This window comes from Thermovibrio ammonificans HB-1 (assembly GCF_000185805.1).
In the GTDB taxonomy this organism is placed as follows: Bacteria; Aquificota; Aquificia; order Desulfurobacteriales; family Desulfurobacteriaceae; genus Thermovibrio; species Thermovibrio ammonificans.
In genome coordinates this window covers 1450171-1471778 of record NC_014926.1, presented here as the reverse complement: position 1 = coordinate 1471778, position 21608 = coordinate 1450171, and the positions used below count along the sequence as shown (strand labels likewise).

The window sequence follows — 21608 nt, the reverse complement described above, 5'->3', positions numbered from 1 at the left end:
TGTATAATCTTTACCTAATAAAGTGAAAAACGGAGGTGGTATGAAACTATACCTTGTGGTCTTTGCCCCCAACTACGCCGAGGGGACCTACATGTTTGCAGAGAGCTTGGAGTTTGTAAACGATGCCCACGTTAAAGTTACGGGTTACTTCGCCTTTAAAGAAGACGTTTCTGAGTACTTCAGGCTCAAAGAGGAGGGGGTGAAGAAGAGAACCCTGATAATCCCTCAGAGCTCCTACACCTTCATAGAGGAGCTTGAGGTGTAGCCCACTGCGGGCTACACCTGTGGTCGGCTCAGTAGGTTACCACTCTCGGCAGCGCTTTTGCCTGCTCTACCCAGTCTTTTACCTGTTTCAGGGTGGGGAGCTTCCTCACCAACTTCTTCTCCCTGTTAACCTCCTCTAACTTCTTCAGGAGGTTTTCGGGGTTCCTCTTCGAGAGCTCCACAACAGTGTTAACTCCGGCCCTCTGGAGGAGCTCGGCGTACTGTGGGCCTATCCCCTTAACCCGCTCAAGGTCTGCCCTGTTTACCCAGTCCAGGATTAGCCTCTCGTCCAGGCCGGTTTTCTGAGCAAGCTCCCTCCTTCCCTGGGGTGTGGAGCCTTTCTTTAGAAGCTCCTCAACCGTTTTAATCCCTGCGTTTCGCAGCTTTTCCCCGTACTTGGGGCCGATTCCTTCGATTGACTCTACCGGTTTCATCCCTTTACCCCCATGGTTTTTTTCCATTTTACGCCCCTGATGCAGACTTTTCTGAAAGATTTTTTAACCTTCATGGGGTTGACTTGTGGGCACCGCTCCTATAAGATTCTTGAGTAGGAAGGCAGCACGAGCAAGATAGAGCCCCAGAAGGCATGCCGTTTCTGCCTTCTGGGGCTTTTTTATTTCACAAATTTTGTTTAGAGAGGTAAGACGCATGGAGAAGCTCACAGGAACAGTAAAGTGGTTCGACTCTAAGAAGGGCTACGGCTTTATTACGGCCGACAACGGCCAGGACGTTTTCGTCCACTACACCGGCATCAACGGCGAGGGTTTCAGAACCCTTGAAGAGGGAGAGAGGGTCTCCTTCAACGTTATGGAGAGCGATAAAGGTCTTAAGGCCGTAGACGTAGACAGGCTTTAACAAGAGAAGAACATCGCATAAAATAGGTTGCCACGGTTTCCGTCTGAAACGGCGGCGGGGGCCGTGGCAATTTTTATTTCCAGACTACCAAACACAACAGGAGTTGCACATGGAGTTTTCTTTCTCACAGCTTGACGAGCGTATTCAGAAATCGCTTGAGGAGATGGGATTTGTTGAGCCCACGCCTATCCAGAAAGAGGCTATTCCCCTTGCCCTTGAGGGTCACGACCTTGTAGGGCAGGCCCAAACCGGAACCGGCAAAACTGCGGCCTTCGGTATCCCTCTGGTTTCCGGTATAAGTCCCCGGGAGCGCGGCGTTAAGGCAATAGTTCTCACTCCTACCAGGGAGCTTGCAATTCAGGTGGCCCACGAGCTCTCCCTTATAGGGAAGAACAAGGGAGTTTCGGCCTTTCCCATCTACGGGGGCGTTTCCATAGAGAGGCAGATAAACGCGCTTAAGAGGGGGCGCCACCAGATAATCGTGGGCACTCCGGGCAGGGTGAAAGACCTTATAAACAGGGGAGTTCTCCGCCTCGACAGGGTCCGTTACGCCGTGTTGGACGAGGCAGACCAGATGCTCGACATGGGCTTCATAGAAGATATCGAGGAGATACTCTCTAAAACTCCCAAGGAGAAACAGACCCTTCTCTTCTCCGCTACCATGCCCTACGAGATAAGGCGCCTTATCGGCAGGTACCTAAAACCCGACTACAAGAACGTGAAAGTTGGCAAGCAGCTCATAACGCCGAAAGTTAAGCAGAGGATAATCCTTGTAAGGAGTGAGGATAAGATAAAGGCCCTTGAGAAGCTCCTGAAAGAGCACGAGGGCGTATCTACAATAGTCTTTGTTAAAACCAAGAGGGATGCTGCCGATATTGAAAAGGAGCTTCAACGCCGCGGAATTAACGCCAGGGCCATTCACGGTGACCTCTCTCAGAGGCAGAGAGAGTTCGTTATGCGCGCCTTTAGGGAGGGGAAGGTGAAGGTTTTGGTTGCCACCGACGTTGCCGCCCGGGGTATAGACATAAAAGACGTTGGGCTCGTTATAAACTACGAGCTTCCCGAGAACCCCGAGAGCTACGTCCACCGTATAGGCAGAACCGGAAGGGCCGGAAGGGAAGGGCTTGCCATCAGCCTTGTTGCCGAGCCCGAAAAGAGGCGCCTTTACAGGATAAAGGGTCTTAAAGGAGTAAGGCCCGAACGTTTCAGGGTTAACACGGTAAAGGAGCTGAAGAAAGAGCTCCTTGAGGCCGATGCAAACTCCCTTCCCCCTTACGTTAAGCGTTTGGCATCGGAGCTTCTGAGCGAGCGCTCTCCAGAGGAGCTCGTTGCCGTTTTACTATCTAAACTGCTGAGCAGGTAGCTGTGAATGGGGAGACGGTAAACCTCTCGAAGTTTCTGCTGGCGGTATCCTCCATAAACAGTTTGGCCGACCCCGTTTTAAACGACCACAACTACAGGGTGGCTTTCATAGCCTACACCGTCGCAAGGGAGGTTACCTACTCCCCCTCCTTCATTCACAACGTTTTAGTTTCCGGGCTGCTGCACGACATAGGCCTGCTTCTAACCTCTTATGAAGACGCCAAGCTCGTTAAAGACCTTGAAGACCCGGAGCTCGGAGTCAAGATTCACGCCCACGCCGAGGTTGGCTACAGGCTGCTTAAAGAGTTTCCAATTCTCAAGGCCGAGGCCATAGCGGTCCGCTACCACCACATCCCCTACAGGGATTTCGTTGAGCAGCAGGACAAGTTCATCCCGTTTGCCTCCCTCATTATCCACCTTGCCGACAGGATAGACGTTTTCGTCAGCGCCCGTGTGAACAGAGAATCTCCGTTCTCGTCCATCCCACACCTTCTCTCCCCCCTTGAAGAGTACCTGCTAAAACAAAGGGGAACGCTCCTTGACCCTGCCCTTGTGGACATATTCCTGGGTAAGGTGGCGCCGAAGGAGGCCTTCTGGTACCACCTGTTGAGTCAGGAGGCGCTAAAGCGGGACCTTGAGAGGCTTCTCGTCTCCTTTTCCTCCCGGATGCCCGTTGAGTTCTTCTACCAGCTCTCCCAGCTCTTTGCCTACCTGATAGATTTTAAGAGCCCCTTTACCGCCACCCACTCCTCAGGGGTTGCCCAAACGGCGGTTTCGCTTGCCTCCTTCTTTAACTTCACCTCCCCCGACCTCAGGAAGATGCGGGTTGCGGGCCTCCTTCACGACGTAGGAAAGGTTGCCATTCCCCGGGAGATTCTCGAAAAGCCCGGTAGGCTCACCGAAGAGGAGTTCTCCATTATGAAGTCCCACGTTTTCTATACTTTTAAAATCCTCGAGGAGCTGGACGCCTGCAGGAACGTCCTCGAGTGGGCTTCCTACCACCACGAGACCCTCGACGGCAACGGTTATCCTTTCAAGCTGGCCGCCAAAGACCTCTCACTCGGCTCCCGGATAATGGCCGTTGCGGATATCTTTACCGCCCTTATGGAGGACAGGCCCTATAAGAAGGGGTTACCCGTTCAGACGGCCTTTGAGATTCTCGAGCAGCTGAGCTCCCAGAGGAAGATAGATGTGAGGGTTTACAGGGTTCTTAGGAAGAACTACGAGATGATAGAGAAGCAGAGGAGCACGGCCCAGCAGCGGGCCAGGGAGCTTTACAACAAGCTGAAGTCTATATCGTCTGAGGAGCTCCAATCCTTCTGAACTTCCTGTACCTGTCTTCCACGAGCTCTTCCGGCGACATCCTCTGTAGCTCTTTCAGGTGGCGCTCAACGGCCTCTTCAAAGTTTTTAAAGGTTGTCTCCCAATCCCTGTGGGCCCCTTCGAGGGGTTCCGGTATGACCTCATCTACTATGCCGAGTTTTAAAAGCTCCTCGGCGGTCAGTTTCAGGGCCTCTGCCGCCTCTTTTACCTTCTCCTGAGACTGCCAAAGGATTGCGGCACACCCTTCGGGGGAGATTACCGAGTAGATTGAGTTTTCGAACATCAGCAGCCTGTTGGCAACGCTTATTGCAAGCGCTCCCCCGCTGCCGCCCTCTCCTATAACAACGCTGATTACGGGAACTTTGAGTTTGGCCATCTCGAGGAGATTGCGGGCTATCGCCTCCGACTGGCCGTGCTCTTCGGCCTCTATTCCGGGAAACGCCCCGGGGGTATCTACCAGTGTGATTATCGGTCTTTTAAACTTGTCGGCCAGTTTCATCACTCTGAGGGCCTTTCTGTAGTCCTCCGGAAGGGGCATTCCGAAGTTCCGCTCTATTTTCTCCTTGGTGTCCCGGCCCTTCTCCTGGCCGATTACGCAGACGGGCTCCCCTTTAAACTTGGCGAATCCGGCTATTATCGCTTTGCCGTCTCCGCAGTGGCGGTCGCCGTGGAGCTCTACGAAGTCGCTGAAAACGCTCTTTATGTAGTCGATTGCGTGGGGGCGGTTCGGGTGGCGGGCAATCTGCACCCTATCCCACGCCGACAGCGAGCTGTAGAACTCCTCAATCTTCTTGAGGAACTTCTTCTCTATCTCCTCTATTACGGTAGGGTCGTGCTTTCCCAACTTTTTCAGTTCCTCTATTTTTTTGCGCAGTTTCTCAACCTTGTTTTCAAACTCGTAAACTCCTCCCATCTTTGCAACCTCAGTGGACCTTTATTCTCTCCTTAGGTATCAGCTTGCCGAGCTCCCTTAGAACTTGTGGTTCAACGGGTAGTCGGAGGCTCGGGTCTATTTGCAATTTTACAAAGCAGTCGGGCAGCTCCGCCTCAACTACAACCGGCTTACCGTCGGGAGAGGAGTGGTTCTGGATGAAGGTGTGAAGCTCTTTGAGGAGCTCCTCGGTTATCTCCTCTCCTTTGAGCTTAATGGAAACTTCCGTTATTTTATCCACTATCTCCCTGTTCAGAGGAACTATCTCCTTGGCTATTACGCTCTTGCTCTCTTCCTCCTCCCTAACGCTTCCCTTAACCACCACTATGTTCCCCTCTGTAAGGTGCTCTCCGGCCTCCTTGAAAACGCTCGGGAAAACAAGGACCGACGTGCTGCCGTCTAAGTCGGTAAGCTCCACCGTTGCCCAAAGGTCGCCCCTTTGGGTCCTTCGGAGCTTCACGTCCGTTATCGCTCCGGCCAGAGTGAGCTCTTGGCCGTCTTTCCACTCTTCCTTCTCGGCAGTTGAGTCAAAGGCAAGCGTAACTATCTCTTTGAACTCAAGTAGCGGGTGGCCCGAAAGGTAAAAGCCTATGGCCTGGCGCTCATACTCCAGTTTGACCCTCTCCGGCCACTCTTCAACTTCCGGAAACTCAACCTGGACTATGCTCTCGGCCTCTCCGAAGAGGCTGAGGAGCCCTTTGCTCTGGGATTTCTGAATGCTCTGGGCGGCGTTCATGGCCCTGTCGAGGGCCGCAAGGTTGGAAGCTCTGTTTATGCCCGTTGAGTCAAAAGCTCCGGCCTTTATCAGGGCCTCTATAACCTTCCTGTTAACCACTTTAAGGTCTACCCTCCTGCAGAAATCAAACAGGTCTTTAAACTCACCCCCCTCCTTTCGCACTTCCTCTATGTGGAGGGCGGCCTTCTCTCCAACCCCTTTAATACCTGCAAGGCCGAACCTAATCGCCTCGCCCTCTATCTCAAAGTATGCGCCGCTTCTGTTGATGTCGGGCGGAAGGACGTTTATTCCGTTCTCCTTACAGTCCTTGATGAACTTTACGATTTCGTCGGTCTTGTCAAAGTCTATCGACATCATAGTTGCAAACAGCTCTTTCGGGTAGTGGGCTTTCAGGTAGGCGGTTACGTAGGCAAGGAAGCCGTAAGCGGCCGAGTGGGACTTGTTAAAACCGTACTCTGCAAACTTCGCTATGTCGTCAAAGAGCTTCTCTATCTTCTCCCTCGGGTAGCCCCTCTCAACGGCCCTGCTTACGAATATGCTTCTTTGCTCCTCCATAATCTCCTTCTTCTTCTTACCCATTGCCCGCCTTAAAAGGTCGGCCTCACCCAAAGAGTAACCTGCAAGGATGTTTGCTATCTGCATAATCTGCTCTTGATAGATGAAGAGGCCGTAGGTCTCTTTCAGAACGGGCTCGAGCTCGGGGAAGATGTAATCCACCTCCTCCTGGCCGTGCTTCCTCCTTATGTAGCTCTCGGCCATTCCGGAGTTAAGCGGTCCGGGGCGGTAAAGGGCCACGAGGGCTATGATATCTTCGAAAACGCTGGGCTTTAGCCTCTTCATCAAGTTTCTCATTCCGCGGGATTCAAGCTGGAACACCCCTACGGTGTTCCCCGACTGCAGCAGCTTAAACGTTTCGGGGTCGTCAAGGGGCAGCTTCGTCGGGACTATCTCTACCCCGTGCCTCTCCTTGATGAGCTTTATGGTTCTGTCTATGATTGTCAGGGTTTTAAGGCCCAGGAAGTCCATCTTCAGCAGGCCCAGGGCCTCAACCTGCCCCATGTCGTACTGGGTTGTTATGTCGCCGTCTTTGCTCTTTGCAAGGGGGATGTAGTCGGTGAGGGTTTCGGGGGCTATAACCACTCCGGCTGCGTGAACTCCCGTTTGCCTTGCAAGCCCCTGAAGCCTTTTGGCTATCTTTATCAGCCTCGCTATAGTCTCGTCTTTTTCGGCAAGCTCCCTGATTTCCGGGGCCCTCTCAACTGCGTCCTCAACGCTCTTTGCGTCGTCGGGTATGAGCTTGGCTAACTTATCTACCTCCTTCGGCGGGATGCCCAGAACCCTGCCCACATCCCTGATAACCATCTTTGTCTTCATGGTTCCGAAGGTGATAATCTGGCAGACCTTATCTTCGCCGTACTTCTCCCGAACGTACTGGATAACCCTGTCTCGGCCGTCTTGGCAGATATCAACGTCTATATCTGGCATCGTTACCCTTTCCGGGTTTAGGAACCTCTCAAACAGCAGGTTGAACCTTATGGGGTCTATGTCGGTAATTCCTATGGCATAGGCCACGAGGGAGCCTGCGGCGGAACCCCTTCCCGGCCCTACGGGGATGCCGTTCCTCTTGGCCCAGTTTATGAAGTCCCAAACGATTAGGAAGTAGCCCGGGAAGCCCATATCGTTGATGATTTTCAGCTCGTGGTTTAGGCGCTCGTAGTAGACCTGCTTTTTCTCGCCGTCTGTAATCCCCTGCTCTTTAAACCTCCTCTCGAGCCCTTCCTCTGCCAGTTTCCGCAGGAAAGAGTCGTAAGTGTGACCCTCCGGCACTTCGTACTTTGGAAGCAGGTAACCTTTGTTTTCAAAGGTTTCCAGCCTCTCTTCCACCTTTTCGGCAATCTTTAAAGTGTTAAATACCGCTTGGGGAACCTCTTTAAAAACTTCCAGCATCTCCTGGGCGTCTTTTACGTAGAACTCCCTGCTGGGAAAGCGCATTCTCTTCTCGTCGCTGAGCTTCTTCCCGGTCTGCAGGCAGAGCAGGACGTCGTGGGCCTCCCAGTCTTCCTTGTTCAAGTAGTGGGCGTCGTTGGTTGCAACCAGCTCAATGTCCAGCTCTTTCGCCAGTTTTATCAGGAACTCGTTGGCCTTTTTCTGTTCGGGTATTCCGTGGTACTGAAGCTCAAGGTAAAAGTCCTCCCCGAAGAGCTCCTTATACCACTGGGCGGCCCTCCTCGCCTCTTCCTCCTTTCCCATCAGATAAAGGAGCGGCACCTCGCCCTGGATACAGGCCGATAGGGCTATCAGTCCCTCGCTGTACTTCTCAAGGACTTCCTTATCTATTCTGGGTTTGTAGTAGAAACCCTCGGTGAATCCGATTGTGCTGAGCTTCATCAAATTTTTAAGGCCTTTGTCGTTCTTGGCCAGCAGTATCAGGTGGTAACTTCCCTTCTCACCCTCTCCCCCTTTCTTCCGGTCGAACCTGGAACCTTTAGCTATGTAAAACTCCTGGCCGATTATGGGCTTTATACCCTCCTCCTTGCAGGCCTTGTAGAGCTCATAGGATGCAAACATGTTTCCGTGGTCGGTTATCGCCACGGCCGGCATCCCGAGCTCCTTTGCCTTCTTCACAAGGTCTTTAACCTTTATGGCTCCGTCGAGAATCGAGTACTGGGAGTGAAGGTGTAGGTGGACGAAGTCTCCTTTCCTTACCATGGCCTCTCCTGAACGCCTTTATGTGGAAAGTTAATTCTACACGGCCGAAGCTCTTAACAAATTCTTAACAAACTACCGGCCCACCGTTGATAACTTTCTCCTTTGTTAAAATTTGCCAGACCACATCAGGGGCGAATATGAACAGGCAGAGCCGCTTCTTAAACCTGCTCTTTAGCAAATTTGCCCTTGCGGCCACCCTCCTTGTGGTGATTATCCTCTTTGCCCTCTTCGTGGTTCTTTATAAAGAGTCTTCGCTCTCCATACACACCTTTGGGGTATGGCACTTCATAACCTCTAAGGTCTGGAACCCCCCTATGGAGAAGTTCGGCGGCGCTCCCGCCATATTTGGAACCGTTGTGAGCACGATTATTTCAATACTCATAGCGGTTCCCGTTGCCATAGGAATTGCCATTTTCCTTACCGAGATTGCCCCCCACCCCTTGAGAACTCCGGTAGGGGTAGCCATAGAGCTTCTTGCCGCCATTCCCTCAATCATCTACGGAATGTGGGGCCTCTTCTTCTTCGCCCCCTTTATGCGCGACTACCTTCAGCCCGTTATACACGCAACTTTAGGGAAGCTACCGCTCATCGGCCAGTGGTTCTCCGGCTACACGCCCGGCATAGGGCTCCTTACCGCCTCTATAGTCCTCTCGATAATGATTCTCCCCTTTACAGCCGCAATAGCCAGGGACTCCTTTAACATGGTTCCGGACATCCTAAAAGAGTCTGCCTACGCCCTCGGGGCTACAAAGTGGGACGTTATGAAAGACGTTGTTATCCCCTACGCCAAGCTCGGCGTGGTGGGCGGAGTTATCCTGTCTCTGGGTAGGGCACTGGGCGAAACCATGGCCGTAACGTTCGTTATGGGTAACCAACCGGTTATACCCCACTCCCTCTTAGAGCCCGCCACATCCATTACCGTTACCCTCGCAAACGAGTTTACCGAGGCCGACACCGACCTCTACCTCTCGAGCCTCTTCTACCTTGCCCTCATACTCTTCGTAATGAGCTTCCTCGTAATCAGCATAGGTAAGTTCTTCTTCCTCAAAAAAGTAGAGAGGTAGCCGTGGACGCCTTTCAGAAGAGAAAACTGATAAACAAACTGGTTCTCGTCCTCTCTACCCTTGCGGCCCTCTTCGGGCTTATGTGGCTCTTCTGGATACTTGGAACCCTACTTTACAAGGGGCTCTCATCCCTCTCCTTGGAAGTCTTCATCGGCAACCCGCCGGCTCCCGGAGACAACACGGGAGGTCTCAAACACGCCATAGTCGGGCAGACCCTTATAGTTCTGCTTGCAACCGTCATAGGTATTCCGATAGGGATACTTGCTGGAACCTACCTCTCCGAATACGGCAAGGGGAGTAAACTGGCCAACTGGGTCAGAGACCTCTCCGACATAATGATGAGTGTTCCCTCTATAGTCATAGGCACCTTTATCTACGCGGTTCTTGTAAAGCCTGTGGGCCACTTCATGGGAATTGCCGGCTCTGTTGCCCTCGCAATAATGATGATTCCCATAATCCTCAGGACCACCGACGATATGCTGAGAATGGTACCTCCGGAGCTCAGGGAGGCCGCCTACGCCCTCGGAGCCACGAAGTTCCAGGTGATAAAAGACGTTGTTTACAGAGCTGCCATTACCGGCATTTTAACCGGAGTTATACTCGCCGTGGCCCGGATAGGCGGAGAGACCGCTCCCCTGCTCTTTACCTCCTTCAACAACAACTTCTTCACCCTAAACATATTCCAACCTATGGCCTCCCTTACGGTCACCATGTACGACTACGCTATGAGCCCCTACAAGTACTGGCAGCAGCTTGCCTGGGCGGCGGCTATAATCCTAACGTTCGGGGTTCTGGGGGCCAACATACTGGGCCGTATAATAGCCCACTACAAGTTTAAAAAGTAGCGGAGGAGATATGGCCTTCATAATAGAGCCTTCTGAGCCTGCAAAGATAGTGGTAGACAACCTCAACTTCTACTACGGCGACAAACACGCCTTAAAGAACATCTCCTTCAAAGTCCCCGAGAAGAAGATAACGGCCCTCATAGGCCCCTCCGGATGCGGAAAGACTACCCTCTTAAGGTGTTTCAACCGTATGCACGACCTCTACCCCGGTAACCGCTACGAGGGTAGAATCCTCCTCGACGGGGAGAACATCCTCGACCCGGGCTACGACCTCATAAAGCTTCGCAGCCGCGTCGGAATGGTCTTTCAAAAACCTACCGCCTTCCCCATGTCCATATTCGATAACGTGGCCTACGGCCTTAAACTCAAAGGGATAAAGAACAAAACCGAACTTCAAGACCGCGTAGAGAAGGCCCTTAAAGACGCCGCCCTGTGGGAAGAGGTGAAAGACCGCCTTAACGCCCCTGCCTCGGGCCTTTCCGGAGGTCAGCAGCAGAGGCTCTGTATAGCCAGGGCAATTGCCGTTGAGCCGGAGGTTCTGCTCTTTGACGAGCCCACTTCTGCTCTCGACCCTATTTCAACTGCAAAAATAGAGGAACTCGTTGTCAGCTTCCGCGACAGGCTCACCATAATCATCGTCACCCACAACATGCAGCAGGCTGCCAGGGTGTCGGACTATACCGCCTTCATGTACTTGGGAGAACTCATAGAGTTTAACAAGACCGAAGACATCTTCATTAAGCCCAAAGAGAAGCTTACAGAGGACTACATCACCGGAAGGTTCGGTTAGGCCTTCCTCTCCTTATTCTTTAGCCTCCCAACAAATTAAATCTTTATAATTCTTGACAATCCTGATGGCTTTATCTTAAGATTCCTTTATCCAGACGTTTACAGGTTGTTTACAAAATTTTTACAGTTTAGTAAAATCGGACTTAGCCGTTACCAAACCGAGGGAGAGGAGAGATGCTCTACAACTTCGTCGTTTTTGTAGTAGTTATGTTCCTTGCGGGACTTTCGCTCTGGCTCCTGTCTGTAGCCGTTGCTCCGAGAGACCCCCACCCTGTTAAGGAAGACACCTACGAGTGTGGTCTGCCGGCACCTGAGCCCATTATCGCCAGCGTTAACTTCCAGTACTACTTCTACGCCATCATCTTCATAGCCATGGATATAGCCGGTGTCTTCTTCGTTCTCTACTCCATAGGTAAGGGCGACCCTAAGTTCGGCTGGATATTCATCCTCTTCTCGCTACTCCTCATGATTCCCCTCTCCTACATAATGGTTGGAGGAAACAGAAGATGATTCTCAAGTTCTTCGACTGGAGCAGGGCAAACTCACCCTGGGGAGTTCACTTCTGTAGCGGCTGCTGCTCCCTCGAGGTGCTTGCCCTTATGGGGCCCAGGTTCGACTGGGAGCGTTACGGCTTCATGATGACTCCGAGCCCGAGGCAGGCAGACTTCATCATAGTTACGGGCCTCGTTTCCCGTAAGGTTCTGCCGGTTCTCCTCAGAGTTTACCAGCAGATGCCCGAACCCCGTTACGTTTTCGGTATGGGGGCTTGTGCCGCTGGCGGCGGACCCTACTGGGATTCCGACTTCGTGGCGGTAGACGTCTCCCAGTACATACCCTTTGACGTTTTCGTTGCAGGCTGTCCGCCAAACCCGGAAGCCACCCTTGAAGGGTTCCTGAGGCTCAAGGAGATAATCCTCAGGGATAGGGAGAACGCCGCCAAGAAGTATCCCAACAGGATGGAAGAGATACCCTACTAACTGGAGAGAGAGATGCTGGAAGAGGTAAAGGCCAAGCTTGAACAGCAGTTCGGCTTTGAGTGTGAGCCCTACGATACAAACTTTCTGCTGGTTAAGGCCGACAGGGACAAGCTCAGAGACCTGATGAAGTTCCTGAAGAAGGAAGGCTTTAACTACCCCCATACCGTATCCGTTGTTGACTACACCCCTAAAGGGCAGGGGTACCAGGTTAACTACATCCTTGAGGACCTTGTAAAGAAGAAGTTCGTTATGGTCAGAGTGGAGCTTCCGGCAGACGACCTCTCCGTTCCCAGCGTTTGCGACATATTCCCGCCCCTGCAGCCTCACGAGCGTGAGGCTTGGGAGATGTTCGGCGTTGACTTCATAGGCAATCCCAGACTCGAGGTTATGCTGTTGCCCGAGTGGGCGGAAGGGTGGTTCCCTCTCAGGAAGTCTTACGACTTCAAAAAGCACAGAAAGCCAACTAAGGGGAAGAAGTAATGGGAAACAGCATCACCCAGGCAGGTTACACCTTCGTTGTAGAAGAGCAGGTGGAAGTTTCCGGGGAAGACCTGGGGCTTTTGCAGGAGAAACTGCTTCAGCTTAACTGGGGTGTTCAGCACCCGGCTTCGGGCCCCATGCGTTTAAAGGTTTGGGTCGACGGAGACGAGGTTGTAAAGGTTGACCCGGATATCGGTTACGTTCTGAGGCTCCTTGAGAAGCTCGTTGAGTATAGAACCTGGATAAACGCCATCGTTAACGTAGAGAGGGCCTGTTTTATAGACAACTTCGGCACCATGACCGGCTACTCGATAGCCGCCGAGAAAATTGCCGGCGTAGAGGTTCCAAAGAAGGCCGACTACGTAAGGACGATACTGTGTGAAGGCGGAAGGATAGTGAGCCACCTTATAGGCTTGGGCAGCTTTATAGGGGTGCTCGGCGTTCACACCCCTATGCAGTGGGCCCTTATAGCCCGTGAGAAGTTCCTCGACGCCTTCGAGGTTTACGCCGGTCAGAGGATAGCCACCTCCTCGATTGTTCCCGGAGGGGTTAGGTACGAGCCTACCGGCAAGTTTATAGAGAAGATGATTACCGCCGTTGATTTCCTCGAGAAGGAGTTTATCCCTCGCTTCGGCGAGGTCTTCATAGACAACCCGACCCTGAAAATCCGCTCCCAGGGGGTAGGGGTTGTTCCCCGTGAAAAGGCAGTTGAGCTCGGCCTTGCCGGTCCGGCCCTCAGGGCTTCGGGCATTCCGTCCGACATACGGAAGGACTACCCCTACGCCGCTTACGGCGAGCTCGACTTTAAAGTGGTAACAAAGGAGGAGGGTGACTGTTACGCCCGCTACCTGGTTATCTGGGAAGAGCTTATAGAGTCTGCCAAGATAATCAGGCAGGCCATAGAAGGTTTTCCCGAAGGTGAGTATAGAACGAAGTTCCCCGTTAAGGTGCCCGCAGGAGAGGCCTACGTTAACGTTGAGTGGGCCCGCGGGTGCTTCGGCTTCCACCTTATAAGCGATGGAGGAACCGGGCCTTACAGGCTCAAGATGAGGGCTCCTTCTTTTGCAAACCTGTGGGCAATGCCGGAGATGATGAAGAACGTGAAGCTCGCCGACGTTCCCGTCATATTTGCCTCACTCTACATATGTCACGGCGACATAGACAGGTAGGAGGAGAGTATGGAAGCCTGGCTGAGAGCGATATTCTTTCCGGGATTTGTCTTCCTGCTGGTTGTGTTTCTGATGATATTCTACCTGGAGCGTAAGATTCTGGCAGATGTTCACCTGAGAACGGGCCCCTACTATGTAGGTAAGTGGGGACTGCTTCAGACAACTGCCGACGTTTTCAAACTCCTTCAGAAGGAGTTCATAATCCAGAAGAGGGCCAATAAGCTCCTCTTTTCGCTCATCCCCTTTGTGGCCTTCCTTATGGTTGCGATTCTCATCGCCTTTATTCCCTTCTCGGCCCACAGCTACATAGTGAGCACCAGCTTCGACCTCCTCTTAATTCTTGCACTCGTTACCGGTATGCCTCCTGTCTTCTTCTACGCAGGTTGGGCTTCAAAGAGTAAGTACTCCTTTATCGGCGGCTTGAGGGTTGTAAACCAAATGATTTCCGGGGAGATTCCCCTCTGGCTCTCTGCCCTTGCCGCTGCTGTTTTCTACGGAACTCTCAATCACCTGGAGATTATCCAGAAGAGCTCTATAGTCAGCTTCTTCGTTCTTCTGCCTGCTTTCCTCATCTTCATAACCGCCACCCTTATAGTTACCGATAGGCCTCCCTTTGATATACCCGAGGCCGAACAGGAAATCGTTTACGGATTCCTCACAGAGTTCGGCGGCTTTAACTACGCCATTTTGGTTCTCTCCAAGCTGGTGGAGCTTTTTGCCCTTTACTCCGTTGCCGTGGTTCTCTTCCTCGGCGGCTTTAAAGGGCCGATTCTGCCTGGAGTTGTCTGGTTCTTCATAAAGGTTGCAGCCCTTTACTTCTTCACCTTTGTGGTAAGGGCCTCTACTCCCCGTATAAGGATGGACCAGCTTCTCAGGTTCTGCTGGAAGGTGCTTACGCCTCTTGCCCTTCTGAACCTTGCGTTTGTAATTCTCATTAAGATGTTCATCGCTTAAAGGAGAGGAAAATGGAGCTGAAGGAGGCTTTGCTCTTACCGGTTGAAGCTACGAAGAAGGTGATTAGGGTTACCAAGGCCGTTTTCGCCCCCAAGGCCACCGAGATATGGTGGGACAAGGGGGTGAGGAGGGAGCTCCACTACCGCGGAAAGCACATCATAAGGGCCGAGCTGTGTATCGGCTGCTCCCTCTGTTCGAGGGCCTGCCCCGTTAACTGCATAGATATGGTTCCTACGGGTGTTAAAAAGCCCAGGGCCGTGCCGAGGGTTCGCGCAAACGAGTGTATGTTCTGCGGCCTCTGTGAGGACGCGTGCCCCACGAAGCCCGAAAAGGCCATTAAGCTTACAGACGAGTACCGTATGTTTGTAGAGCCGGGCACTTGGGACAACTTGACGAAATACACCTTTGAGGCTCAAGACCTTGAGAAGGCCATAGAGAAGGCCAAGAAAATGGAGGAGCTTCTCGAGAAGAAGAAGCAGGAGGCCCTGAAGAAAAAGCAGCAGCAGGCTCAAGCTCAGGCAAAGCCTCAACCTCCTGCCAAACCCGAGGCCAAGCCCTCTAAGCAAGAGAAGGAGGGAGAAGAGAAATGAGCGGGAACGTTTATTTCTGGATAGTGTACGCGGTTATAGTCTTCTCGGCCATTATAGCCCTTGAGGCCTCCTCGCTTCTTTGGGCTGCCGTTTCCTTCGTTGTTCTGCTTTCGGAAATAGCCTTGGTCTACTTCGGTTTGAACATGCCAGTTCTCGGCGGCGTCCAGCTGGCGGTTTACGCCGGCGGTGTAACCATTTTGGTCCTCTTTGCGATTATGATGATTGGAGAGAGCTACAAGAAGCCTCCGGGAAAGGCCGTAAAGGCGATAGTTTTGAGCCTTATACTTCTTATAATCGGGATTGTCTTCTCCTTCTGGAGTGCCATAGATACCTTTCCGTTTAAGGTTTACTCTACGGAAGCTCTCGGAACCGTATTTGTTGAGAAGTACTCCTTCTTTACCATTGTTCTGGGCTTCATAGTTGCCGCAATCCTCTACATGGCCAACGCCATTATCACCAAGAAGAGGGAGGCTGAGTAATGCTTTTGGAGGCCGACGTTCACGCATACCTGTTTCTGTCTTTCTCGCTCCTTGCCGTAGGCGTCTACGGATTGCTCTCAAGGAAGTCCGTTATAAGGATGCTCTTTGCGGTTGAGATGATTATCAACGCCGCCAACTTGAACTTTGTAATTTTCTCCGCTCAGCGGAACCTGGACGGAGAGGTTTTTACCTTCTTCACCATAGGTCTTGCTGCACTTGAAGCGGCTGTCGGTCTTGCCATAGTTATCGTTTTCTACAAGCGCTTCGGCGAGGTTATACCATCAAAAATCAAGAACCTGAGGTGGTAGGATGGAGAAGGTTGTATACCTAACCATAGGAATCTTCTTCCTCGGGAGTATTCTGGCCTTTCTGGTAGGTAAGTTTACTGAGCGCTGGAACTCCTTCTGGGTTGCCGCGGCAACCGGACTGCTCGGCTTTATCCTCTCCTGCTACATTGCGCTGAACATGGGAGAGGAGCCCATAGTTCACCGCTTCACCTGGTTCCAGTTCGGCTCGTTTAAGGTTCCCTTCGGGATTTTCGTAGACCACCTCTCGATAATTATGGCCCTTATAGCTACGGGTATCGGCTTCCTGGATATCGTCTTCTCCAAAGGTTACATGGAAGAGGATGAGTCGCCCCACAGGTACTACTTTGAGAAGCTCTTCTTCATAGGCTCTATGGTGGGGCTTGTCTTCGTTAGTAACCTTGTGGGGCTTTACATCTTCTGGGAAGGCGTTGGACTCTGTTCCTACCTCCTCATCGGCTACTGGTACTGGAAGAAGAGCGCTGCCGAGGCTGCACTTAAGGCCTTTGTTATGACCAGGTTCGGCGACGTTTTCATGCTCGCCGGTATAATAGTTGCCTGGGTTCTGCTCGGAACGATTAACTTCCAGGAGTTAAACGCTCTTGCCCTTGCCGGGGCATTTAGCGTGAAGCTCGGACTCCTAATCTCCATACTCATATTCATAGGAGCCGTTGGTAAGTCTGCACAGTTTCCGCTCTTCCCGTGGCTTCTCGACGCCATGGAAGGTCCTACAACGGTTTCCGCCCTTATCCACGCCGCTACAATGGTTAACGCCGGTGTATACCTTGTGGCAAGGATGTTCCCCTTCTTCGACTACTCCCACGCCCTCATAGTTGTTGCCTTTATCGGTGCCATATCTGCCTTCATAGCCGCAACCGGTGCCCTTGCACACACCGAGATTAAGAAAATACTTGCCTTCTCCACTATGGAACACCTTGCCCTCATGTTTGTAGCCCTCGGTGTAGGCTCTGCCGCGGCGGGAATCTTCCACCTTATGAACCACGCCATCTTCAAGGCACTGCTCTTCCTTGCTGCAGGTGCCGTTATCCATATGACTCACCACCAGAAAGACGCCTTTAAGCTTGGTGGCCTTATGAAGTACATGCCCCAAACGGCATTCCTCTTCCTGGTAGGTATCCTGGCCCTTGCGGGTGTTCCGCCCTTTAACGGCTTCTTTAGTAAGGACTGGATACTTGCCGCCACCTACGCCTACGGTAACCCCGTTATATTCGGACTCACCTTTGTGGCGGCGGTTCTCTGTATAGCTTACGGCTTTAGGCTCTGGTTCGTTGTGTTTACCGGAGAGCCCTCCGAGTACTCTAAGCACGCCCGTGAAGCCTACCCTGTAATGCTGGTTCCCCTCTACGTTCTCGCCTTCATGACGATAGCGATACCCTTCTTCAAGGAGAAGATTATCCACTGGCTCTTCGGTGAGGTTCACGAGCCTTTCTACCTCGACCTGCTCGTTGCCACTCTCACGGTGATGTTTGTGCTCTTCGGAATCGTCTTCCTCATCTACTACAAGCGGGTTATCTCTACGGCCAAGTTCCTTGCCCACCCCCTCGGTAAGGGGATAAACGAATTCCTCTACAACGGCTGGTACGTAGATGCCGCAATTAAGTGGATTTGCAGGAGCGTCTTCTACGGCTCTATAGCCAAGGCCGTAGAGTGGGTAGACATCCACGTTGTAGACGGTGCCGTTAACGGAACGGCGAAACTCTCCCTTGCCTGCTGGGATAGGTGCAGGAAGATACAAACCGGCGACGTTATAGACTACCTTACCTACTTCGTTGCAGGTGTTATAGCCATAGTTCTTATCATTCTCTTTGTGTAGAGGAGGAGTAGATGGTTCTGCTGAGTATGATACTGCTCCCGGTTCTGGTGGCGCCTTTCGCCTGGTTGGGAGAGCGGCTTCATAAGGATTTACCCAAGTACCTCTCCCTTGCCGTGGGAGCTTTTCTGGCACTCTGTACGGCTTACCTGCTTGTTAAGTATCCCGGTAACGGTAACGGTTTCGCTTTCCACGAGTTCTACAGGATATACCCTCCGTTTGACTTTAACCTGCACTTGGCCGTAGACGGCATCTCTCTCGTTTTAATCGCCATTACGGCCTTCCTGGCCATTACGGTCACCCTCTCTTCGTGGCACGTAGAGAGGCCGGGCGCCTTCTTCTTCCTGGTTCTCATCTTCCTTGGGCCGATGGTGGGCGTTTTCGCCTCTCTCAACCTGCTCTGGTTCTTTATCTTCTGGGAGTTTACCCTGGTGCCGATGTTCTTCCACATCGGTATTTGGGGTGCCGAAAACAGAATCTACGCCGCAATGAAGTTCTTTATCTACACCCACTTGGCCAGCGTTTTCCTCCTACTGGGCATTATCGTTCTCTACCTTTCCACCGGAACTTTCGAGTTTGAGAAACTGGTAGGTGTTCACCTCTCGCCGGAGATTGCGAAGCTCGTTTGGATTCTGATGTTTATAGGCTTTGCTGTAAAGATGCCTGTTGTTCCGTTCCACACCTGGCTTCCCGATGCCCACGTTCAGGCACCCTCTCCTATCTCCGTATTCCTTGCAGGATTGCTCCTTAAAATGGGTGCCTACGGACTTTTAAGGTGGGAGCTCTTCCTCTTCCCTCAAACCAGTAAGTTCTTTGCGCCGCTGATGGCCTTTATAGCCGTTCTCACCATCTTCTACGCCGGTTTCAGGGCTTTGGCCGAAGACCACATAAAGAGGATGGTTGCCTATTCCTCAATTAACCACATGGGCTTTGTTCTTCTGGGGCTTGCCTCTTTAACTGCCGCTGGGATTTCGGCAGCGATTTACGAGATGGTGGGACACGCCCTGATAATCTCTCTGCTCTTTATGATTGCAGGCTACATTCACCATAAAACCCACACCTGGTACATCTCCGAGCTCGGCGGCCTTATGAAGAAGATACCGGGCCTTATGACGATGTTCGTTATAGGGGTTCTCGCAGCTGTCGGTCTTCCCGGAACGGCCGGTTTCGTCGGTGAGCTGACCGTAATGCTCGCCGCCTTTGACTACTACGGCTGGATTATGATTATTGTTCCCCTTGCGAGTGCCCTCGGTGCAGGGTTCTTTATGTGGATGCTCCAGAGGGCAGTGTTCGGTCCGCTGAGGGAAGGGTTTGAGAACCTTAAGAGTCTTAAGGAGCTTCCCCTCGTAGAAAACGTCCCGCTTGCCATGTACATTGCAGCTTTCATACTGGTCGGTGTTATTCCGGCGGTTGTATTTAACCTCTATAACCCTGTAGTTAACACGTTTGCACAACTCTTTAAGTAGGGGGTAGCCGGTGAACATTAACTTCTTAGCAGCAGTAATGATTCTGGCTCTAACCGGAGCGTTCCTTCCGGTTATCAACAGGGTCTTCAGGATATCCGGAATCCTCGGAGCCATTATCTCCAGTATAGGTTACGTGGTATCCCTTTTCCTTGTCATCATCTCGGACCAGGGTAGGTCCATTCTCAACAGCTTCTTCGTAACCGACGACGTTTCCCGCCTGATAGGAGGAATGGTTCTGGTTGCCTCTTGGATGACCATGCTGGTCATCTACTGGATTACCGAAAAGGACAAGTTCGTCAACGAGCTGATAGGCGCCCTTATGATTTCCACGGCCGGAGCCCTCTTGCTCATCTCGGCCGAGAACTTCGTCTCCCTTATTATTGCGATGGAACTTATGACTATGCCCACTTACCTTATGGTTCTGTTTGCCTTCGACGACACCTCCTTAGAGGCGGGTGTTAAGTACTTCTTCAACGGCGCCCTTGCCGTCGGGTTTATGCTGTTCGGTATATCCCTCCTCTACGGAATGACCGGGAGCTTTGAGTTTGCTGCCCTTGCCAAGAACCTCTTTAAGGACCCCCTTGTTGCCCTTGCCGCCGTGTTCATATTTGCCGGTTTCGGCTTTAAGCTCACCGCATTTCCGTTCCACTTCTGGGGTCCGGACGTTTACGACGGCACCTGCCCGGGCGTTGCAGCCCTGTTGACGGGTATCTCTAAGAGTGCGGCCTTTATCGGGCTTATGAGGGTTATATACGAGGCCATTCCCGTTATCTCCAAGGAGTTTACCCTTATCCTTGCGGTTATCGCCGCGGTTACCATGACCGTTGGTAACCTCCTTGCGCTTGCCCAGAAGAGGGTTTCGAGGATTCTGGCCTTCTCTTCGGTTGCCCACGCCGGTTACACCCTTGTTGCCTTTGCAGCCCTTTCTGTTCCCGTTAGCGTTACCGGTATCCTCTACCACTCTGTTGCCTACGTGTTTATGAAAACTGCCGCGTTCCTCTGTTTCGCCGTTTTCCTCTTTATCTGGGGAGCAAGGACTATGGACGACTACAAGGGGCTCGGTAGGAGGGAACCCCTCCTTGCGGCCCTGTTCCTCATATTCCTGCTCTCTTTGGCCGGTGTTCCTCCGATGGCCGGTTTTATCAGTAAGGTTTTCGTTTTCACTGCCGCCGTTGATGCCGGAATGACCTGGCTTGCCCTTATCGGTCTGCTGAACAGTGCCTTCTCTGTGGCTTACTACATCTGGATAGCCAAGCAGATGTACCTTGAGGAGCCTACGTTAGATAAGCCTATAAACGACTCTCCGAAGAAGAACTTCGTTCTGATTCCCCTTGCGGTAATGGCCGTTCTTCTCATCGTTCTCGGTATTTGGCTTACGCCGGTTCTCAACGCTTCTGCCGTTTACGCCGCTAAGGTCGGCTTCTAAGGGAGGGGTTCTCCCTTCCCTTTTCTTTATAATTCCCTCACACCCACAAATTAATCAGGGGAGATGTTTTGGATTCGTTTGTAAGGGACCTCTACTCTCTGCCCATAGGGGCCGAGTTCTCCGGTTATTTCTTCGTTGAAAACGTTGAAATCAGGAAGCACAGGACCGGCGAACCCTTTTTAAGGCTCATTCTCTCCGATAGAACGGGCACCTTTACCGCCCTTTGGTGGAAGCCTCCAAAGGACGCCGACCTCACCCAGTTTCAGAAGGGAGACGTTGTTTACGTTTCGGGCCATGTGGAGTACTTCCAGGGGAGCTTGCAGCCCAAGCTGAAGGAGATTCGTAAGGCTGAGCCCGGTGAGTACAGCTCCGATAAGTTTGTTTCTGTCAGCCGTTACTCCATAGATGAGCAGTTTACAGAGCTCCTTGAGCTTATAGAGAGCGTGAAGAACCCTTACCTGAAGAAGCTCCTTGAGCTGTTCTTCTACGACGACGATTTTGTGGAGCTCTTCTTAAAGACGCCGGCGGGTAAAACGATTCACCACGCCTGCATCGGCGGCCTCCTTGAGCATACCTTGTCCGTCTGTGAGATATGTGAGACCGTTGCCAGGAGGTTCAAGAGCATCGATAGGGACCTTCTCATAGCGGCCGCAATCCTCCACGACATCGGTAAGGTTCACGAGTACAGGGTGGGAACTTCCATAGAGATTACCACCGAAGGGATGCTCTTGGGACACCTCTACATGAGCTGTGAGATGGTTGCCGAGAAGATTGCCCAGGTGGAGGGTTTCCCCCGGGAGCTGAAGGTGAAGCTCCTCCACTGTATTCTCTCCCACCACGGTAAGTACGAGCACGGCTCTCCGAAGATGCCTAAAACTCTTGAGGCCGTAGCTCTTGCCTATGCAGATGCCCTCGATTCAAGGGTTAAGGGGTTTGAGGAGTTTATAGAGAGGGAGCTGGGAGCCGGTAAGGGGTGGACCCGCAGACACTTTGCCTTTGAGGTTCCAATATATTTTGACGGAGAATTTAACTACGGGGAGTAGGTGATGGAGA

Annotated in this window: 22 protein-coding genes; 19 read left to right on the top strand and 3 right to left on the bottom strand. The window is 52.2% G+C overall.

All coding sequences use genetic code 11. The annotated features are described in order from the left end of the window. Positions 1 to 40: 40 nt before the first annotated feature. Positions 41 to 265, top strand: coding sequence for a hypothetical protein (locus THEAM_RS07610; RefSeq protein ID WP_013538255.1), 225 nt, complete (start codon positions 41 to 43; stop codon positions 263 to 265). A gap of 28 nt (positions 266 to 293) precedes the next feature. Here the strand turns inward: THEAM_RS07610 and THEAM_RS07605 are convergent, their stop codons facing one another. Further along, positions 294 to 698 carry a DUF4332 domain-containing protein gene (locus THEAM_RS07605; RefSeq protein ID WP_013538254.1) on the bottom strand — a complete coding sequence of 135 codons (405 nt, stop codon included), beginning with the start codon at positions 696 to 698 and terminating at the stop codon, positions 294 to 296. Positions 699 to 912: 214 nt separating this feature from the next. On the opposite strand from THEAM_RS07605, the gene THEAM_RS07600 reads away from it, so the two are divergent. The 3 genes from THEAM_RS07600 to THEAM_RS07590 all read left to right on the top strand — a co-directional run bounded on the left by THEAM_RS07600 (position 913) and on the right by THEAM_RS07590 (position 3804). Further along, entirely contained in the window at positions 913 to 1119 is a 207-nt protein-coding gene (locus tag THEAM_RS07600; protein ID WP_013538253.1) for a cold-shock protein, read from the top strand. 109 nt (positions 1120 to 1228) lie between these two features. Beyond that, positions 1229 to 2482, top strand: coding sequence for a DEAD/DEAH box helicase (locus tag THEAM_RS07595; protein WP_013538252.1), 1254 nt, complete (start codon positions 1229 to 1231; stop codon positions 2480 to 2482). Positions 2483 to 2484: 2 nt separating this feature from the next. Beyond that, entirely contained in the window at positions 2485 to 3804 is a 1320-nt protein-coding gene (locus THEAM_RS07590; protein WP_013538251.1) for an HD-GYP domain-containing protein, read from the top strand. On the opposite strand, the gene THEAM_RS07585 is transcribed toward THEAM_RS07590, so the two are convergent. Together THEAM_RS07585 and dnaE are read right to left on the bottom strand one after the other, a co-directional pair. After that, the gene (locus THEAM_RS07585; protein ID WP_013538250.1) at positions 3773 to 4717 is read right to left on the bottom strand and encodes an acetyl-CoA carboxylase carboxyltransferase subunit alpha; all 945 of its coding nucleotides are present in this window, start codon (positions 4715 to 4717) and stop codon (positions 3773 to 3775) included. The two genes, THEAM_RS07590 and THEAM_RS07585, sit on opposite strands and share 32 nt — an antisense overlap. Positions 4718 to 4727: 10 nt before the next feature. Continuing rightward, the gene (gene dnaE / locus THEAM_RS07580) at positions 4728 to 8180 is read right to left on the bottom strand and encodes a DNA polymerase III subunit alpha (RefSeq protein WP_013538249.1); all 3453 of its coding nucleotides are present in this window, start codon (positions 8178 to 8180) and stop codon (positions 4728 to 4730) included. Between the two features lie 137 nt (positions 8181 to 8317). Between dnaE and pstC the strand changes: the two genes are divergently transcribed. From pstC to THEAM_RS07505, 15 genes are all read left to right on the top strand, one after another. Next, complete coding sequence (gene pstC / locus THEAM_RS07575; RefSeq protein ID WP_013538248.1) at positions 8318 to 9244, top strand: phosphate ABC transporter permease subunit PstC; 927 nt, start codon at positions 8318 to 8320, stop codon at positions 9242 to 9244. A 2-nt stretch (positions 9245 to 9246) separates the two neighbouring features. Beyond that, a complete protein-coding gene (pstA, locus tag THEAM_RS07570; protein WP_013538247.1) occupies positions 9247 to 10089 on the top strand; it encodes a phosphate ABC transporter permease PstA in 843 nt (280 codons plus the stop codon). 10 nt (positions 10090 to 10099) lie between these two features. Beyond that, positions 10100 to 10879 carry a phosphate ABC transporter ATP-binding protein PstB gene (gene pstB / locus THEAM_RS07565; RefSeq protein ID WP_013538246.1) on the top strand — a complete coding sequence of 260 codons (780 nt, stop codon included), beginning with the start codon at positions 10100 to 10102 and terminating at the stop codon, positions 10877 to 10879. A gap of 173 nt (positions 10880 to 11052) precedes the next feature. Further along, complete coding sequence (locus THEAM_RS07560; RefSeq protein ID WP_013538245.1) at positions 11053 to 11388, top strand: NADH-quinone oxidoreductase subunit A; 336 nt, start codon at positions 11053 to 11055, stop codon at positions 11386 to 11388. Next, a complete protein-coding gene (locus THEAM_RS07555) occupies positions 11385 to 11855 on the top strand; it encodes an NADH-quinone oxidoreductase subunit B (protein ID WP_013538244.1) in 471 nt (156 codons plus the stop codon). The genes THEAM_RS07560 and THEAM_RS07555 overlap by 4 nt, the downstream gene beginning before the upstream one ends. Before the next feature lie 12 nt (positions 11856 to 11867). Further along, positions 11868 to 12335, top strand: a complete 468-nt coding sequence (locus tag THEAM_RS07550; RefSeq protein ID WP_013538243.1) for an NADH-quinone oxidoreductase subunit C — start codon at positions 11868 to 11870, stop codon at positions 12333 to 12335. After that, on the top strand, positions 12335 to 13504 hold the full coding sequence (locus THEAM_RS07545) for an NADH-quinone oxidoreductase subunit D (protein ID WP_013538242.1): 1170 nt from the start codon (positions 12335 to 12337) through the stop codon (positions 13502 to 13504). Before THEAM_RS07550 ends, THEAM_RS07545 begins: the two co-directional genes overlap by 1 nt. A 9-nt stretch (positions 13505 to 13513) precedes the next feature. Beyond that, positions 13514 to 14458 (top strand): complex I subunit 1/NuoH family protein, encoded by a 945-nt coding sequence (locus THEAM_RS07540; protein ID WP_013538241.1) that lies wholly within the window; start codon positions 13514 to 13516, stop codon positions 14456 to 14458. 11 nt (positions 14459 to 14469) lie between these two features. Then, on the top strand, positions 14470 to 15048 hold the full coding sequence (locus tag THEAM_RS07535; protein ID WP_013538240.1) for a 4Fe-4S dicluster domain-containing protein: 579 nt from the start codon (positions 14470 to 14472) through the stop codon (positions 15046 to 15048). Continuing rightward, positions 15045 to 15527: an NADH-quinone oxidoreductase subunit J family protein gene (locus tag THEAM_RS07530; RefSeq protein WP_013538239.1), complete on the top strand. Its 483-nt coding sequence runs from the start codon at positions 15045 to 15047 to the stop codon at positions 15525 to 15527. Before THEAM_RS07535 ends, THEAM_RS07530 begins: the two co-directional genes overlap by 4 nt. After that, entirely contained in the window at positions 15527 to 15835 is a 309-nt protein-coding gene (gene nuoK / locus THEAM_RS07525; protein ID WP_013538238.1) for an NADH-quinone oxidoreductase subunit NuoK, read from the top strand. The genes THEAM_RS07530 and nuoK overlap by 1 nt, the downstream gene beginning before the upstream one ends. A gap of 1 nt (position 15836) precedes the next feature. Continuing rightward, the gene (locus THEAM_RS07520) at positions 15837 to 17666 is read left to right on the top strand and encodes an NADH-quinone oxidoreductase subunit 5 family protein (RefSeq protein ID WP_013538237.1); all 1830 of its coding nucleotides are present in this window, start codon (positions 15837 to 15839) and stop codon (positions 17664 to 17666) included. 11 nt (positions 17667 to 17677) lie between these two features. Continuing rightward, complete coding sequence (locus THEAM_RS07515) at positions 17678 to 19129, top strand: complex I subunit 4 family protein (protein WP_013538236.1); 1452 nt, start codon at positions 17678 to 17680, stop codon at positions 19127 to 19129. A 10-nt stretch (positions 19130 to 19139) separates the two neighbouring features. Next, positions 19140 to 20555 (top strand): NADH-quinone oxidoreductase subunit N, encoded by a 1416-nt coding sequence (locus THEAM_RS07510; protein WP_013538235.1) that lies wholly within the window; start codon positions 19140 to 19142, stop codon positions 20553 to 20555. A 68-nt stretch (positions 20556 to 20623) separates the two neighbouring features. Next, positions 20624 to 21598 carry a 3'-5' exoribonuclease YhaM family protein gene (locus THEAM_RS07505; protein ID WP_013538234.1) on the top strand — a complete coding sequence of 325 codons (975 nt, stop codon included), beginning with the start codon at positions 20624 to 20626 and terminating at the stop codon, positions 21596 to 21598. The last annotated feature ends 10 nt before the right edge of the window (positions 21599 to 21608 follow it).